The 14850-nt window shown below is 72.5% G+C and carries 13 protein-coding genes and 1 pseudogene; 8 read left to right on the top strand and 6 right to left on the bottom strand.

What is annotated here, in order from left to right; genetic code table 11:
- Positions 1–2 precede the first annotated feature (2 nt).
- Positions 3–1154, top strand: coding sequence for an aminopeptidase P family protein (locus StrepF001_RS16260; RefSeq protein ID WP_129798948.1), 1152 nt, complete (start codon positions 3–5; stop codon positions 1152–1154).
- 18 nt (positions 1155–1172) lie between these two features.
- Here StrepF001_RS16260 and StrepF001_RS16255 read toward each other — a convergent pair whose 3' ends face one another.
- Entirely contained in the window at positions 1173–2828 is a 1656-nt protein-coding gene (locus tag StrepF001_RS16255; RefSeq protein WP_129798947.1) for a glycoside hydrolase family 13 protein, read from the bottom strand.
- A gap of 294 nt (positions 2829–3122) precedes the next feature.
- Between StrepF001_RS16255 and StrepF001_RS16250 the strand changes: the two genes are divergently transcribed.
- Complete coding sequence (locus tag StrepF001_RS16250) at positions 3123–4055, top strand: LAETG motif-containing sortase-dependent surface protein (protein ID WP_129798946.1); 933 nt, start codon at positions 3123–3125, stop codon at positions 4053–4055.
- Positions 4056–4126: 71 nt separating this feature from the next.
- Here the strand turns inward: StrepF001_RS16250 and StrepF001_RS16245 are convergent, their stop codons facing one another.
- Positions 4127–5080, bottom strand: a complete 954-nt coding sequence (locus StrepF001_RS16245) for a nucleoside hydrolase (RefSeq protein WP_129798945.1) — start codon at positions 5078–5080, stop codon at positions 4127–4129.
- Between the two features lie 46 nt (positions 5081–5126).
- A complete protein-coding gene (thrS, locus tag StrepF001_RS16240) occupies positions 5127–6347 on the bottom strand; it encodes a threonine--tRNA ligase (RefSeq protein WP_129798944.1) in 1221 nt (406 codons plus the stop codon).
- Between the two features lie 333 nt (positions 6348–6680).
- Between thrS and StrepF001_RS16235 the strand changes: the two genes are divergently transcribed.
- Positions 6681–7229 (top strand): DUF2269 domain-containing protein, encoded by a 549-nt coding sequence (locus StrepF001_RS16235; RefSeq protein WP_129798943.1) that lies wholly within the window; start codon positions 6681–6683, stop codon positions 7227–7229.
- 47 nt (positions 7230–7276) lie between these two features.
- Here StrepF001_RS16235 and StrepF001_RS16230 read toward each other — a convergent pair whose 3' ends face one another.
- Positions 7277–7963, bottom strand: coding sequence for a DUF899 domain-containing protein (locus StrepF001_RS16230; protein ID WP_165396281.1), 687 nt, complete (start codon positions 7961–7963; stop codon positions 7277–7279).
- Between the two features lie 212 nt (positions 7964–8175).
- Between StrepF001_RS16230 and StrepF001_RS16225 the strand changes: the two genes are divergently transcribed.
- Positions 8176–8952 carry a hypothetical protein gene (locus StrepF001_RS16225; RefSeq protein ID WP_129798941.1) on the top strand — a complete coding sequence of 259 codons (777 nt, stop codon included), beginning with the start codon at positions 8176–8178 and terminating at the stop codon, positions 8950–8952.
- A gap of 13 nt (positions 8953–8965) precedes the next feature.
- Here the strand turns inward: StrepF001_RS16225 and StrepF001_RS16220 are convergent, their stop codons facing one another.
- Entirely contained in the window at positions 8966–9619 is a 654-nt protein-coding gene (locus StrepF001_RS16220) for a dihydrofolate reductase family protein (protein WP_129798940.1), read from the bottom strand.
- A 70-nt stretch (positions 9620–9689) separates the two neighbouring features.
- Here StrepF001_RS16220 and StrepF001_RS16215 point away from each other — a divergent pair, with 70 nt between their 5' ends.
- Positions 9690–10268, top strand: coding sequence for a TetR/AcrR family transcriptional regulator (locus StrepF001_RS16215; protein WP_129798939.1), 579 nt, complete (start codon positions 9690–9692; stop codon positions 10266–10268).
- Positions 10269–10378: 110 nt separating this feature from the next.
- Here StrepF001_RS16215 and StrepF001_RS16210 read toward each other — a convergent pair whose 3' ends face one another.
- Entirely contained in the window at positions 10379–11107 is a 729-nt protein-coding gene (locus StrepF001_RS16210; RefSeq protein WP_240797518.1) for a GAF and ANTAR domain-containing protein, read from the bottom strand.
- Positions 11108–11601: 494 nt separating this feature from the next.
- Here StrepF001_RS16210 and StrepF001_RS16205 point away from each other — a divergent pair, with 494 nt between their 5' ends.
- From StrepF001_RS16205 to StrepF001_RS16195, 3 genes and pseudogenes are all read left to right on the top strand, one after another.
- Positions 11602–12951, top strand: a complete 1350-nt coding sequence (locus tag StrepF001_RS16205) for a tetratricopeptide repeat protein (protein WP_129798937.1) — start codon at positions 11602–11604, stop codon at positions 12949–12951.
- 68 nt (positions 12952–13019) lie between these two features.
- The gene (locus tag StrepF001_RS16200) at positions 13020–14021 is read left to right on the top strand and encodes a permease (protein WP_129798936.1); all 1002 of its coding nucleotides are present in this window, start codon (positions 13020–13022) and stop codon (positions 14019–14021) included.
- A pseudogene (locus tag StrepF001_RS16195) lies at positions 14018–14736 on the top strand (TIGR03943 family protein). Before StrepF001_RS16200 ends, StrepF001_RS16195 begins: the two are co-directional and overlap by 4 nt.
- The last annotated feature ends 114 nt before the right edge of the window (positions 14737–14850 follow it).

The following is a 14850-nucleotide window of genomic DNA, read 5'->3' as shown; positions in this document are numbered from 1 at the left end:
CCATGGGCGAGACGGCGACCACGGTGGCCTTCACCGAGCAGGACTACGCCGCGCGCATGCACCGGGCGGCGCGCGACGCGGCCGCCACCGGGCTGTCCGGGCTGCTGGCCACGCCCGGCCCGGACCTGGAGTGGCTGTGCGGCTACCGGCCTCCCGCGATCACCGAACGCCTCACCCTGCTCGTCGTCACTCCGGACTCCGAGCCCCGTCTGCTGGTCCCCGCACGGGAACGCCCGGACGCGACCGCGGCCCCCGGCGCCGGTGCCCTGCGGATCACGGAGTGGCAGGACGGCCAGGACCCGTACGCCGCGGCGGCCGGGCTGCTGCGTCCCAACGGGCGGTACGGCGTCGGCGACGCGACCTGGGCGATGCACCTGCTCGGCCTTCAGGAGACGCTGCCGCTGACCACGTACCGCGCGCTGAGCGTCGCGCTGCCGATGCTGCGGGCGGTGAAGGACGCGCACGAGGTGGAGCGGCTGGCCGCGGCGGGGGCGGCCGCGGACGCGGCGTACCGGGACATCCTGTCGGTACGGTTCGCCGGGCGCCGGGAGCGGGACGTGGCTGCCGACCTGGCCCGGCGCTTGCGCGCACACGGGCACAGCCGGGTCGACTTCACCGTCGTCGGCTCCGGCCCGAACGGCGCGAACCCGCACCACGAGGCGGGCGACCGGATGATCCAGGACGGCGACATGGTCGTCCTGGACTTCGGCGGCCTGAAGGACGGCTACGGCTCCGACACCACCCGCACCGTGCATGTCGGCGAGCCCACCGCCGAGGAGCGCAGGGTGCACGACATCGTGCGGGCCGCGCAGCAGGCCGCGGTCGACGCGGTACGGCCGGGCGTGGCCTGTCAGGACATCGACCGGGTGGCCCGGTCGGTGATCGAGGACGCCGGGTACGGCGAGTACGTCGTCCACCGCACCGGGCACGGCATCGGCGTCACCACCCACGAGCCGCCGTACCTGGTGGCGGGCGAGGAGCAGCCGCTCGTGCCGGGCATGTGCTTCTCCGTCGAACCCGGCATCTGTCTGCCGGGCCGGTTCGGCGTCCGGATCGAGGACATCGTGACCTGCACGGAGCACGGCGGCCGCCGGCTGAACGACACCCCGCACGAGCTGGCCGTCGTCGACGGAGCGGCTGCTGCGGGCCGGTGAAGGCGGGGCAGACCCGAGTCACAGTCCGAGCCACGCCGTGGTGTCCGGGCCCAGGCATCCGTCGGGCTCCAGGGGCGCGCTGGTCAGCAGCGGCTCCCCCGGCGGCATCGGTACGGGCGTGCCGGACAGGTTGGCCACACAGCGCCAGCGGTCGGAACGGGTGAACTGCAGAACGCCGGCCGGGGTGTCCCCCGCCCAGGTCAGCGTCTCGCCCTCGACCAGCTTGCGGCGCAGCCGCAGGGCCCTGCGGTACAGCTCCAGGGTGGAGCCCTCCACTCCGTCCTGAGCCTGGACGGCGTACGACGCGAAACTCGCCGGCTGCGGCAGCCAGGCGCCGCCCGCGCCGAAGCCGTAACTGGGACCGGTCGTCGTCCACGGCAGCGGCACCCGGCAGCCGTCGCGGCCCTTGCGGACCCGGCCCGTCTGCTCCCAGATCGGGTCCTTCAGGACCGCGGTGGGCAGGTCGGCGACCTCGGGCAGGCCCAGCTCCTCCCCCTGGTAGACGTACGACGACCCGGGCAGCGCCAGCATCAGCAGGGTCGCCGCCCGCGCGCGCCGCAGCCCGGCCACCGCGTCGATCGCGGGCGCGGTGCCGCCGGACAGCAGCCAGGCGTTGTCGTCCGTGCCGGGCGGGAACATGAGGCGGGAGGTGTGGCGTACGACGTCGTGGTTGGACAGCACCCAGGTGGCCGACGCGCCGGCCGCGTGGGCGTCCGCCAGCGAGTCGGTGATGACCCGGCGGATTTCTTCGGCGTCCCAACCCGCCTGCAGATACTCGAAGTTGAAGGCCTGGCCGAGTTCGTCCGGGCGGGCGTACCGGGCGCGGCGGGCGCCCGGTACCCAGGCCTCGGCGACCGCCGTACGGGGCGGGGAGTAGGCGTCCAGGATCTTGCGCCAGTCGCGGTAGATCTCGTGGACCTCGTCGCGGTCGTAGAAGGGGTGGGTGCCGGGGGCGAAGTCGCCCAGCGCCTTCTCGTCGCTCAGTTCGGGCGCACCGAGGTCGCGCAGCGGCTCACTCAGGTCCTTGGCGAGGGCGTGGGCGACGTCGATACGGAAGCCGTCGACGCCGCGGTCGGACCAGAACCGCAGGGTGGTGCGGAAGTCGGCGCGGACCTCCTCGTTCTCCCAGTTGAGGTCGGGCTGCTGGGGTGCGAAGAGATGCAGGTACCACTGGCCGTCCGGTACGCGCCGCCATGCGCTGCCGCCGAAGACGGACTGCCAGTCGGTGGGCGGGAGTTCGCCGTGTGCGCCTCGGCCGTCCCGGAAGACATAGCGTTCGCGGGCGCCGGAGCCGGGGCCGGCGCGCAACGCCTCCTGGAACCAGACGTGCTGGTGGGAGGTGTGGTTGGGGACGATGTCGACGATGACCTTCAGGCCCAGGCGGTGCGCCTCGGCGACCATCGCGTCGAAGTCGTCGAGCGTACCGAGGCGCGGGTCGACGTCGCGGTGGTCGGCGACGTCGTAGCCCCCGTCGGCGAGTTCCGAGGGGTAGAAGGGGCTCAGCCACAGGGCGTCCACGCCGAGGGCGGCGAGGTGGGTCAGGCGCTGGGTGATGCCCTTCAGGTCGCCGAGCCCGTCGCCGTCCGCGTCGGCGAAGCTGCGCGGATACACCTGGTAGATCACGGCCTGGCGCCACCAGTCGGGGTTCTTCGGGGAGAGGTCGGGCGTGGGCACTCGGTCTCCTCTGCTGTGCGGGCGGCTCTGCTTGCGGGCAACAGAAGGACTCTGTCCGGTCGGCCGGAGAAGCGAACATCGGCACGCGGCGGAGCGACGGATTCCCCCTGTGACGGATCAGTGAGGACGATCGGGAGGACCGTTGAACTCCGCTTCCGTTCCCGCAGGTTGACAGCGTTCTGCCGGTCGACCCACCATGTGCTCACACTGTGGCCCATGTGACCAATGAGCCCAGTGTTCCTACGACGACCACTCACTCTGTGTACACCCATGTACACACATGATGGGATACGCATGTCCATAGCGAGACGTGTCACCATGCGCCGCCTGCTGGGGACGGGCGCCGCGTCGCTCGCCCTCTGCGCGGCCTCCGCCTCCGGTGCCTGGGCCACCGGTTCGCCCGGCGGCGGCGACGGCTGGGAGGCCGGCGGCCAGTACAAGCCCGGAACGGGCGCGGGAACGGTCACGGAGACCGACCGCTGCCAGTTCTCGCTCGACGGCACGAACTTCCACGACTCCGTCAAGGTCGACGACGTGAGCCTGCGGCCCAGCGACGACGGCAAGGTCCACATCCAGGTCCGTACCGCCGGTGACGCCACCACCTGCACGGCCTCCCTCGCCTCGTACCTCGCCCACGGCGCCACCTTCGCGACCTCCGGCGAGCAGGTGTTCGTCGACTTCGACACCGTGACCGTGAAGCCGGGACAGACCGACTCGCTCGACATCGCGGTCCCGGACGCGGGCTGCTTCGCGCAGGTCGACCTCTACCGCGGCGCGGTGAAGTACGACGGCGTCTTCGACGTGAACGACGGCTTCGAGCACGGCGACCTGCCCAAGGGCCCGGACCGCCCGGTCATCAAGGACAAGCTGATCGCGGCGTGGAACGGCGGTACGAAGGACTGCACGGCGACCGAGACGGAGCCGCCGTCGACGCCGACTGCTCCTCCGTCCACGCCGGAGTCTCCCGAACCGTCGGCTCCGGCTGAGACGACACCGGAGGCGACGGAGCCGGAGGAGTCGACGCCGGTGGAGACCGAGACGCCGTCCGCTGAGGAGTCGACGACAGCTCCGGCGAGCGAGCCCTCCCCTGCGGGCGGCGGCGGGGACCTCGCCGAGACCGGCGCGGACGGCAACACGATGCCGATCGCGATCGGCGCGGCGGTACTGCTGGCGGGCGGCGCGGGAATCGTGCTCGCCACGCGTCGCCGGCGGGCTGCCCGCTCCTGACGTTCCCTTGGCCCACCCGCCGACCCGACCCGGCCGGTTGGAGGGGTAGGGCGTGACCTGGCGGACACGCCCTACCCCTCCACCACCGACAGCCAAAGCTTCACGTACCGCTCCTCGTCGACGTCCAACGCGACGTCGACGAGGGGCTGTTCGCGTGTGCCGTCGTGGATTTCGGACTCGCCGGGGCGGGGGCGGCGGTCGACGACGGTCTGGCCTCGGGTCGGGCCCGGGGCGAGGGAGACCTCCACCGGCAGCGGCTGTGTGGTGAGTCCGGCGGGGTCGGCGACCGCGCACACCGCGCCTGCGTCGCCGAGGCCGCCCGCCGGGTCCTCTTCGGTGCCGGGCCCCCGGTGGGCGAGCAGCTCACCGCCGAGGCGGGCGCCCGGTTCGGGGCTTGCGCGCAGTCGCCGTACGTCCGAGGCGGGGACGACCACGCGCATGAAGACGTCCAGGCCGTACATCGTGATCGGCACGCCGGCGGTGAGGAGGACCGCCGCGGCCTCCGGGTCGTGCCAGACGTTGAACTCGGCGACCGGCGTGGCGTTCCCCGTGGTCACCGCGCCGCCCATGAAGACGATCCGTTCGATGTTGCGGGTCACCTCCGGGTGGGTGCGCAGGAGCAGGGCGATGTTCGTCAGGGGCGCGGTGGGAATGAGGGTGACCGGGCGGGGGGACGCGAGGATCTCCCGGCGCAGGAGGGTCACCGCGTCGACGTCCACCGGCCTGCGGGTGGGGGCCGGCAGGCCGAGGTCGCCCATGCCGTCGTGGCCGTGGACGTGCCGGGCGGAGCGCGGTGCCTCGATCAGCGGGCGTTCGGCGCCCCGGGCGACGGGGATGCCGGGGGCGCCGGCCTGTTCCAGCACGGTGAGGGTGTTGCGGACCACGCCGTCGACGTCGGTGTTCCCGGCGACACAGGTGACCGCGCGCAGGTCCAGACCCGGGTGCCGTACGGCGAACAGCAGGGCCAGGGCGTCGTCGACGCCGGTGTCGCAGTCGATGATCACCGGGATGGGCTGACCGGTCACGTCCAGACTCCTCTCGCCCGGGCCTTGTCGCCCTACGGCAGTGACCCTACGCGGATTCCCACAGCTCGGAGCGCCGGTCCCGGACGCGGGCGGCGATCAGCCGCAGCAGCTCAGCGGCGGGTACCGCCGCTGGCCGGCGGCCGTCCCGCAGCCGTACCGCCACCAGGTCACCGTCGGCCTCCCGCGCCCCGATCACCGCCTGGTACGGCACCAGCCGCGCCGCCCGGATCCGGGCCCCCAGGCTGCCCTCCCCCGGACCGTGCAGCTCCGCGCGGACGCCCTGCGCGGTGGCCTGGTTCAGGACGGACGCGGCTCGTTCCTCCTGCGCCTCGGACACCGGCAGGATCGCCAGCTGCACCGGCGCCAGCCAGGGCGGGAACGCGCCGCCGTGCTGCTCGATGAGGTGCGCGACCGCCCTTTCCACGCTGCCGATGATGCTGCGGTGGACCATGACCGGCCGGTGTTTCGCGCCGTCGGGGCCGGTGTAGTGCAGGTCGAAGCGGGCGGGCTGGTGGAAGTCGATCTGCACGGTGGAGAGGGTGGTCTCACGGCCGGCCGGGTCCGCGATCTGTACGTCGATCTTCGGGCCGTAGAAGGCCGCCTCGCCCGGCGCGGACTCGTAGGGGAGGCCGGAGGCGTCGAGGGCCTCCTCGAGCAGGGCGGTCGCCCGGCGCCACAGGGCCGGGTCGGCCACGTACTTGCCGCCCTCGGCGGGCAGGGACAGGCGGTGGCGGGCTGCGCGGATGCCCAGGTCGGCGTAGGCGCGGCGGATCAGCTCCAGGGCGGCGCGGGCCTCGTCCACGGCCTGCTCCAGGGTGCAGAAGATGTGCGCGTCGTTGAGGTGGATCGCCCGGACCCGGGTGAGGCCGCCGAGCACGCCGGACAGCTCGGAGCGGTACATGCCGCCCAACTCGGCTAGACGGAGGGGGAGTTCGCGGTAACTGTGGGAGCGGGAGCGGTAGATCAGGGCGTGGTGGGGGCAGAGGCTGGGGCGCAGGACGACCTCCTCGGCGCCCAGTTCCATCGGCGGGAACATGTCGTCGCTGTAGTGGGACCAGTGGCCGGAGATCTCGTACAGCTCCCGTTTACCGAGGACGGGCGAGTACACGTGCCGGTAGCCGGCGGCGCGTTCGGCCTCGTGGATGTACTCCTCCAGGGTGTGGCGTACGACGGCTCCGTCGGGCAGCCAGTACGGCAGCCCGGCGCCCATCAGGGGATCGGTGTCGAACAGGTCGAGATCACGGCCGAGGCGGCGGTGGTCGTGCACGGGGTTCTCCCTCGCTCGGGGGGGGCGAGGAACCGCCAGGGGACGACGAAGCCCCGGGGCACTCGCCCCGGGGCTTCGACTTTTACGTCGTCAGTGGTCAGCGCGCCGGGACACTCTCCGGCGTCGTCGTGAGAGACGGGTGGGCGCGCTTCATGGGGTGACGGTAACGGGGGCTCGGCGATACGCGCGACGGATTTTCGGTGGGCGCTCGGCTCTCCTCCGCGCGTCCGCACGCCGATGTACGTCCGCCCGCCGTCCGTACGCCGAGGCCAGTACGCGCGGTTACTCCCGCTGTCAGACGTCGTCGCCGCTCCCGCCCGGCACGGTGTTGGCATGAAACTGAACCGGCCCGCACGGCGGGCTTCCCTCGTCGTCCATGTGGCTGCCTCCGCGAGCTGGCTCGGGCTCACGCTCGGGCTGCTCGCGCTCGGGGTCACCGCGACCACCACGGGGTCCGCGGTGACCGTGGAGGCCTCCGTCCGGGCCATGAAGCTCTTCGCCGACTGGCTGCTGCTCCCCGTCGCGTTCCTCACCCTCCTCAGCGGCCTGCTCCTGTCGCTGGGCACGGTGTGGGGGCTGGCGCGGCACCGATGGGTGTACACCAAGTTCTGGCTGACCCTGGCCACGACCACCGCCACGGTCTTCGCGCTGCGCCCCGGTGTGAACTCGGCGGTCACCGCCGTTGCCGGGGGCGGCCCGCTGCCCGACGCCGGCGACGTGCTGTTCGGGCCGGTCGTCTCCCTGTCCGCCTACGTCTTCATGACGGTGATCTCGATCCTCAAGCCGTGGGGATTGACCCGGCGTGGCCGGCGTCTGCGTGCGGCCGCCCGCACTCCGGCAGGACCTGCGCCGCGGATGGTGCGTACCCCAACTCTTCCGTGAAGTGCTCAGTCCTGCGGGCCTCGGGGGCCTCGGCGCGTCGTGTCCACCTACTCCTGCGCCGGCTCGGCGGCCGTCCCGTATTCGTCGTGCCAGTTCCACCATTCGTACGGCGGGGTCTGGGGATAGCCCTCGGGCGAGTCCTCCCAGTTCTCCTGCCGCCCGAGTGCCGTCATGTCGAGGTAGCTCCAGAGGCTCCCCATGGCCTCGTCGCCGCGGGCGTTGATGAAGTAGGTGCGGAACACCCGGTCGTCCTCGCGGATGAAGGCGTTCGTACCGTGCCACTCGTCCACCCCGAAGTCGATGTCGAAATCGTCGATGATCGTGTACCAGGGCATCACCCAGCCCATCCGCGCCTTCACCCGCTCGATCTCAGGCTGCGATGCACGGGAGACGAAGGCGAGCGTGGTGTCGCGGGCGTTCAGATGGGCGAGGTGGCCGACTTGGTCGGCCAGCATGGAGCAGCCGACGCAAGCGTGGTCGGGCCAGCCGGATACGCCGGGCTCGAAGAAGGCTCGGTAGACGATCAGCTGGCGGCGGCCCTCGAACAGGTCGAGCAGACTCACCCTGCCCTGGGGTCCGTCGAACTCGTACTTCTTCTCCACCGCCTGCCACGGCATCCTGCGCCGCCTGGCGGCCAGTGCGTCACGGGCGCGGGTCAGCTTCTTCTCCTCCTCCAGCAGCTCCTGGCGCGCGGACTCCCACTCCTGCGGCGAAACGATCGGGGGCGTCTTCATGGTGACGTTCACCTTCCGGGTCGGTGCGAGCTCACCTGTCCAGGGTCGGCCGCCGCCGACACGGGCGCACGCCGGTGCACACGCGGTCAGGCGTGCTTTTCCGGTGCACCCACAGCGCCGCTCACCCGTACGGTCCGGCACCGCTGGCGCCCGGCCGGAGCCGGTGGTGCCGTGGACATACGACTGTCGGAAAGCCCCTTGGAGGCACCTCGATGACCCGACCCCCGGCCGCCCGCGCCTTCCTCGCCTCCGCCCTTTCGGCGGGGGCGCTGCTGACGGTGGGCGGCTGCTCCGGTGCGCAACCCTGGGCGGCCCGGCAGGCCGCCGTCTCCGCATCGCCCGTCGCCTCCGCCACGCCGCCGTCCGCCACCGGGGTGCCCGCCCTCACCGAGGCACAGGCCCGGTCCGCGCTGATCACGGAGGCCGACCTGGGTGAGCCATGGGCGCCGACGCAGGGCACGGCGACCTGGCGGGACGCGTTCCTCAAGGCCTCCGCTCCCGCCGACCGGCGCGACTGCGGGCGTCTCCTCGACGGGCTCTACGCCGACGAACTGCTCGGCGCCCCGGCCCGCGCGGTGACCGCCCTGGACGACGGGGACGAGGGGGCCCAGCTGCGCCACCAGGTGACCACTCAGCGCGCGGCGGAAGTGGACCGCACGCTGGCCTGGCTGGAGACGCTGCCGGAGAAGTGCGGGGAGTTCACGGCGACGACCGCGGGCGGGGTGGAGCGGAGGGTGGAGGTTTTCGACGCGGAGCTTCCGGAGGCCGGGGACGCGCGGCAGGGCCTGCGGATCACCGTCACCGACGACACCGACTACGAGCCCGTCACCCTCACCCTGGACGTCGCCGCGGTACGGGTGGGCGAGGACGCGTTCACCCTCACCCACGGCGGCCTCGGGGAGGTGTACATGGAGGTCACCCATGAGGTGGCCGAACTGGGCGCCGAACGGCTCGCGGAGGTCAGGAAGCAGGGCCGGGCACTGGTGTGAGGTCCGTGCGCCCCTACGCCGTCGTGGAATCCGGGCAGTCATCCCGCCACCCGCCGACCGGATCGCCGACGGACCGGCGGCGGGTGAGGCGGGTGAGAGTGACACCGTTGGGGAAGGCCGTGCGCTCGGCGACGTCGAAGACGGTGGGGTCGAAGGCACCGTCGACCACCGGGATTCCGGTACCGGCAATGACCGGATAGGTCTTGATCAGCAGCTCGTCGATCTCGGGCAGCAGGGTGCCCGCGAGCCGGCCGCCCCCGCAGAGCCAGATGTCCAGGCCGGCGCCCACCTCGCCCTTGAGCTCACGGACGAGGGCGAGCGGGTCGCTCGGCACGACGGTGACGGCTGCGTCGGTGTCCGGCTTGAGGGTGCTGGACACGACGTACTGGCGCAGGTGTGCGTACGGGCTGGTGATCCCGTTGTCGAGGGCGGGGCGGTAGGTGCCGAGACCCATGACCACGGTGTCGAAACGCCGGTTGGGCGCATCGGCGACGCCTACGGCCGCGCGGTAAGCGGTCGGGAGGGTGTCCGGGTACAGCGCGTTCATCCAGGTCGAGTAGGCGGCGGCCTGCTGCTCGTCGCCCTGCGGAAAGAAGTCGAACTCGCCGCCGGGGCCGGCGATGCGGCCGTCGAGCGAGACCCCGATGTAGTACACGAGCTTTCGCACAGTGATCCCCCAACACGTAGTACTCTACTTGAAGTGGTTTGAACGTAGTACTACATCTGGAGTGGTGTCAATGGTGAGGCGGAACGACCAGCGGCGCGCGGCCCTCGTTGACGCGGCGATCGAGGTGCTGGCCCGAGAAGGCGCACGCGGCCTGACCTTCCGAGCCGTGGATACCGAGGCCGCCGTACCCACCGGCACGGCGTCCAACTACTTCGCCAGCCGCGACGACCTCTTCACCCAGGCCGGCGCCCGGGTTTACGAGCGACTCCAGCCCGACGAGGCCACGATCGCCCGCCAGCGGGCGGCCGGCCGCGACCGGGAGACCTACGCCGAGCTGATGCGCGAACTCGTCGGCCGCATCGCCTCCTTCCGCACCGGTTACCTCGCGCTGCTGGAACTCCGCCTTGAGGCCACCCGCCGCCCCGAACTGCGCAAGGTCCTCACCGAGCGAGTCCGGGCCGACGTCGACGCCAACGTCGCCTATCACGAGGCCTCCGGCCTCCCCGGCGACGCCATGGCCGTCAAGCTGCTCATCCTGGCTCTGAACTGGCTGATCGTTGAGCAGCTCACCCTGCCGGACGTCTTCACGGAGGCAGAGCGTGAACAACTGGTGACGGCCGCAGTGGAGCGCATCGTGGCGGCGGAGTAACCGGCTGGGACCCAGAAGCGGCCCCAGCCGGCTGCAGTGGGAGTGGGCCGGACCGGGCCGGCCTCGGCAGGCGCCCGCCTCGGCCCGTCCGCTCATCCAGAAGAAACGGCCTAGTCCCGCTCGAACCGCTCACGATGGGTCACCACGTCGTGCGCCACGTCGAGAACGGTCCTGCCCCGTGCGAACGCATGCCCCCGCAGTCGGGCCAGTGCCTCGTCGGAGCCGACGCCGAGCTGGGCCATGATCATGCCGACGGCCTGGTAGACCTCGTCGTGCTCGGTGGCCAGTTCGCTCAGCCAGGGTCCGTCCGCCCGCCGGCTGCCGTTCTCCTCGCCGGTCGGCAGGGCCGTCATCAGGGCGACCGTCATGACGCCGGCCATGAGATACGCCGTGTGCAGTTCGCGGGTGCTGAGGCCACCGGGGCTGTCGCGGTAGAGGTCGAGCGTGCCCACACACCCCGAGTCGTCGCCGAGCGGCAGTGCGTACACGGCCCGTACGCCGGCCGCGGTCGCCTGCTGGGCGAACACCGGCCAGCGGTCGGCGTCCCGGCCCGCCAGGTCGGCGGCGATGACAGGGGCGCCGGTGCGGGCGGCATGCAGGCAGGGGCCCTCGCCGAGGGTGGCCTGGACCTCCATCAGGTAGGCGGCCCGCGCGTCGCTGGCGCTGAGCGGCACGGGCATGCCGTCGCTGCACAGCGACACGCCCGCGCAGGTCACGGGCAGCAGCCGGACCGCGACACGGCACACCCTTCCCGGGATCTCTCCGGGATCGTCGCCCCGGACCCCGTCGGCGATCGCGTCGGCGGCCCACGCCGGCTCCGGTTCGTCCCTGGGCCGCACGGTGACTCCCTCCTCCGACGCCGCGGCGGGCCCCACCATCACCCGCCCGGAAGCGAGGCCCGACTACCCGCACGAGCCCGTCCGAAACCGACGCTTCCCGGCCCCAGAGCGAGACCGGTGCGCTGCCGCGCTACCGCGTTGAGGGACACAGGCGCCTACGGTGCGAAGGACATGCGCAGCCGCTAACCGTGCCGACTGTCCCCGACCGATTGCGCAGGTGCCGATTCCGCCGCCCGGGCCGGCCCGGCGTTCGCCGCGGTGATCAGCGCCGCGGCCGCGATGACGGCTGCGACGGCTGCCCTGGCGTAACGGGAGGAAGGGCGTCCGTGGGGGGCGGATGTGGGTCCGGGCACGGGAACCTCGCAACGACAGCGACGGATTAAGCGGCCTTAATCTCATTCATAACCTAGGGGGTTGAGGCCCTCGATCGGAAGAGGGGCATGGAGAGTTGAACAACTACTTGTGTAAGTCGGCTTACTGGCATGATGAAACGCATGGCGAACCGGGACGACCCCGAGACCATCGGGCGCAGAGTGCAGCAGCTGCGGCATGAACGCGGGCTGACGCAGAGGCAGTTGGCCGAGCCTGCCTACACCCCGGCATACATCTCCACCCTCGAGGCTGGCCGGGTCCGTCCCTCCGACGAGGCGCTGCGGCATCTCGCCGACCGGCTCGGTGTCGCCTTCGACGAGCTGGCCACCGGACGCCCGGCCCGGCTCGCCACCGATCTGCGGCTGCGGCTGACCGAGGCGCAGCGCACCCTCGCCACGGGGGCCGCGGAGGAGGCGGCCGAGCAGTACGCCGCGCTGCTCGTGGAGGCGGAGCGGTACGGGCTGGTGGAGGAGCAGGCCACCGCGTTGCTGGGGCTCGGCGAGTGCGGCTTGGACACCGGCGATCTGATCGCCGCCCGCCGCCACTTCGAGCGCGCCGAGAAGTCCCTCGCCGAAGCCGACGCTCCGCTCCCGGCCCGGGTGCCGGCGATCCGCGGCCGGGCGGTTTCCCACTACCTGGCCGGAGAGCTCCGTTACGCCGTCTATCTCCTGGAGTCGACTCTCGATGAGCTGAACCGCGGTGGACTGCACGATCCGGACGCGCTGCTTCTGCTCTACGCCGGGGTCATAGGCCCGTACATGGACATGGGCGCCCACGCGCGCGCCGCGCAGGCCGCCGAGTTCGCGCTCGCCCTCGCGCCACAGGCGGGCGACCCCGCGCTGGTCGCCCGGATGCACCGCCAGGTCGCCCGCACCCTGGTCGCCGAGGGCCGGCTCGCCGAGGCCGACGCCTCGCTGGCCAAGGCCGCCGACATGTACCGCCAGCTCCAGATCCGTACGGAACTCGCCAACTGCCACTGGATGCGCGGCTACGTCTACGCCCAGAACGGCCGGCTGGAGCGCGCCGAGGAGGAGCTGCGGGCCGCCCAGACGATGCTGTCCGCCAAGCGCGCCGCCCTCTACAGCAGCCAGGTCGCCGTCGAACTCGCCGACGTACTGCACCGGCGCGGCAAGTCCGACGAGGCCGCCGCCCTGCTGAACGACGTCCTCGGCGACCTCTCCTCCGAGCGCGGCGCCGTGCACGCCGCCGCCGCGCACCGCCTGCTCGGCCGGATCGCCGAGGACGCCCACGACACGGACGCGGCCGAGGAGCACTACGTACGCGCCCTCAGCCTGCTGGAACGCGCGGGCGCCGCCGGTGACCTGGCCGACCTGTGCCGGCTGCTGGGCGATCTGCTGCGCCGCACCGGCCGGGTGGAGGCGGCTCTGGACGCGTACCGCACGGGGCTGGGCCACCGTACGGCCCCCGGCACCACCACCCTCGGGCCCGCCCCCGCACAGCCGCCTCTTTGACGAAGCCGGGCCGGCGCACAGCGCCGCCGGTTAGCCTGCCCCCGGAGTCGAGCAGCGGGGCGAGGCGCGTGGAAAACCAACGGACACTGGCCGACGGCCTGCGCCTCGGCGTGCGCGCGCTCGTCCACGCGGTCGTCGGCGGCGCGGCCCTGATCGCCATCGCGACGGTCGCCTCGGTGCTCGGCCCACTCCTCGCGCTGGACCTGTACACGCCGCCGGTGGCGGCCTGGTGGACGGTGTTCACGGCGATCGCGGTGCAGGGCGTGCCGTTTCTGCTGCTGGGCACGGTGGTGTCGGCGGCGATCGGCGCGTTCGTGCCCGAGCGGGTGTTCAGCCGGCTGCTCCCTCGCAACCAGGCGCTGGCCGTGCCGGTGGCGGGCGCGGCGGGGGTGGTGCTGCCCGGCTGTGAGTGCGCGTCCGTACCGGTGGCGGGCAGCCTGATGCGCCGGGGAGTGGCCCCGGCGGCGGCCCTGGCGTTTCTGCTGTCCGCGCCCGCGATCAACCCGGTGGTGCTGGTGGCGACGTCGATCGCGTTCCCGGGGCAGCCGGAGATGGTGGCGGCCCGGCTGGTCGCCTCACTGGCGGCGGCGGTGGTCATGGGCTGGCTGTGGGCCCGCTTCGGCAAGGAGCGGTGGCTGCGGCTGCCGGGAGCCGGCAGACCGCCGGCGACCGGCCTGCGGGGGTTCGCGAGCGGCCTCCAGCACGACTTCCTGCACGCGGGCGGCTTCCTGGTCCTCGGCGCGGCAGCCGCGGCGACCTTCAACATCGCCGTACCGCGCGCGGTCCTCGACGTGTTCACCGGCTCCGCGTGGCTGTCGGTCCTGCTGCTGGCGGTCCTGGCGGCCGTGCTGTGCGTGTGCAGCGAGGCGGACGCGTTCGTCGCGGCGTCCCTGTCCGGTTTCTCGCCGACCGCGCGGCTGGCGTTCATGGTGGTCGGCCCGATGGTCGACCTCAAGCTCATCGCGTTGCAGACGGGCACGTTCGGGCGGGCCTTCGCGGTGCGGTTCGCCTCGGCGACATGGGTGGTGGCGGTGGCGTCCAGTGTGCTGGTCGGGTGGTGGCTGCTGTGAGGCGCTACGGACCGGCGGTGCTGCTCCTGCTGACCGGCGGGGCGGTGCTGCGCATCTCGGCGTTCAGCGAGCTGTACCTGCGGTACGTGCAGGCGGGGCTGCGGCCGTACCTGATCGTGTCGGGGGTGGCGCTGGTGCTGCTGGGTGTGGTGTCGGCGGTACTGCTCAGGCGGCACGAGGAGTACGACGATGACGACGGCCACGGGCACCAGCACGGCCCCGCCGGTCCGCGCGTCGCCTGGCTCCTGACCCTGCCCGCCCTCGCCCTGCTGCTCTTCCCGCCGCCCGCCCTGGGCTCGTACAGCGCGCAGAGGGAGGCGGCGGAGCGGGCGGCCCAGGGGGTGGGACGTTCCCGGCACTGCCCTCCAAGAGGGTGCTCGACCTCACGCTCGCCGAGTTCGGCTCCCGGGCGGTCTATGACAGCGAGCGGTCACTGAAGGGCCGTACGGTCCGCCTGACCGGCTTCGTCACGCGGGACGACGACGGCACGTGGTACGTCACACGGCTCCTGGTGTCCTGCTGCGCCGCCGACGCGACGACCGGCAAGGTCGAGGTGCGGGGCGCGGAAGCGCCGGCGACGGACACATGGGTGACGGTGACCGGTACGTGGTACCCCGAGGGCACCCTGGGCACGGACACGGCGTGGCCGCCCGTCCTCGACGCGGGCAGCGTGCGGACGGTGGAGGAGCCGGCGAATCCTTACGAGAAGCGTTAGCCGAGGGTGCGTACGAAGGCGGCGAAAGCCCGAGGGGTGGGCGAGTGCCTGCGGACGGACGGCATGGTTGCGGTCAGCGACAGCGGTTACCGTGCTGGGTACTGATCGACTGGG

It is taken from the genome of Streptomyces sp. F001, from assembly GCF_004187715.1.
Taxonomy (GTDB): domain Bacteria; phylum Actinomycetota; class Actinomycetes; order Streptomycetales; family Streptomycetaceae; genus Streptomyces; species Streptomyces flavusporus.
Note: the sequence above shows the minus strand (reverse complement) of the source record. Positions and strands in the feature narration are given on the sequence as shown.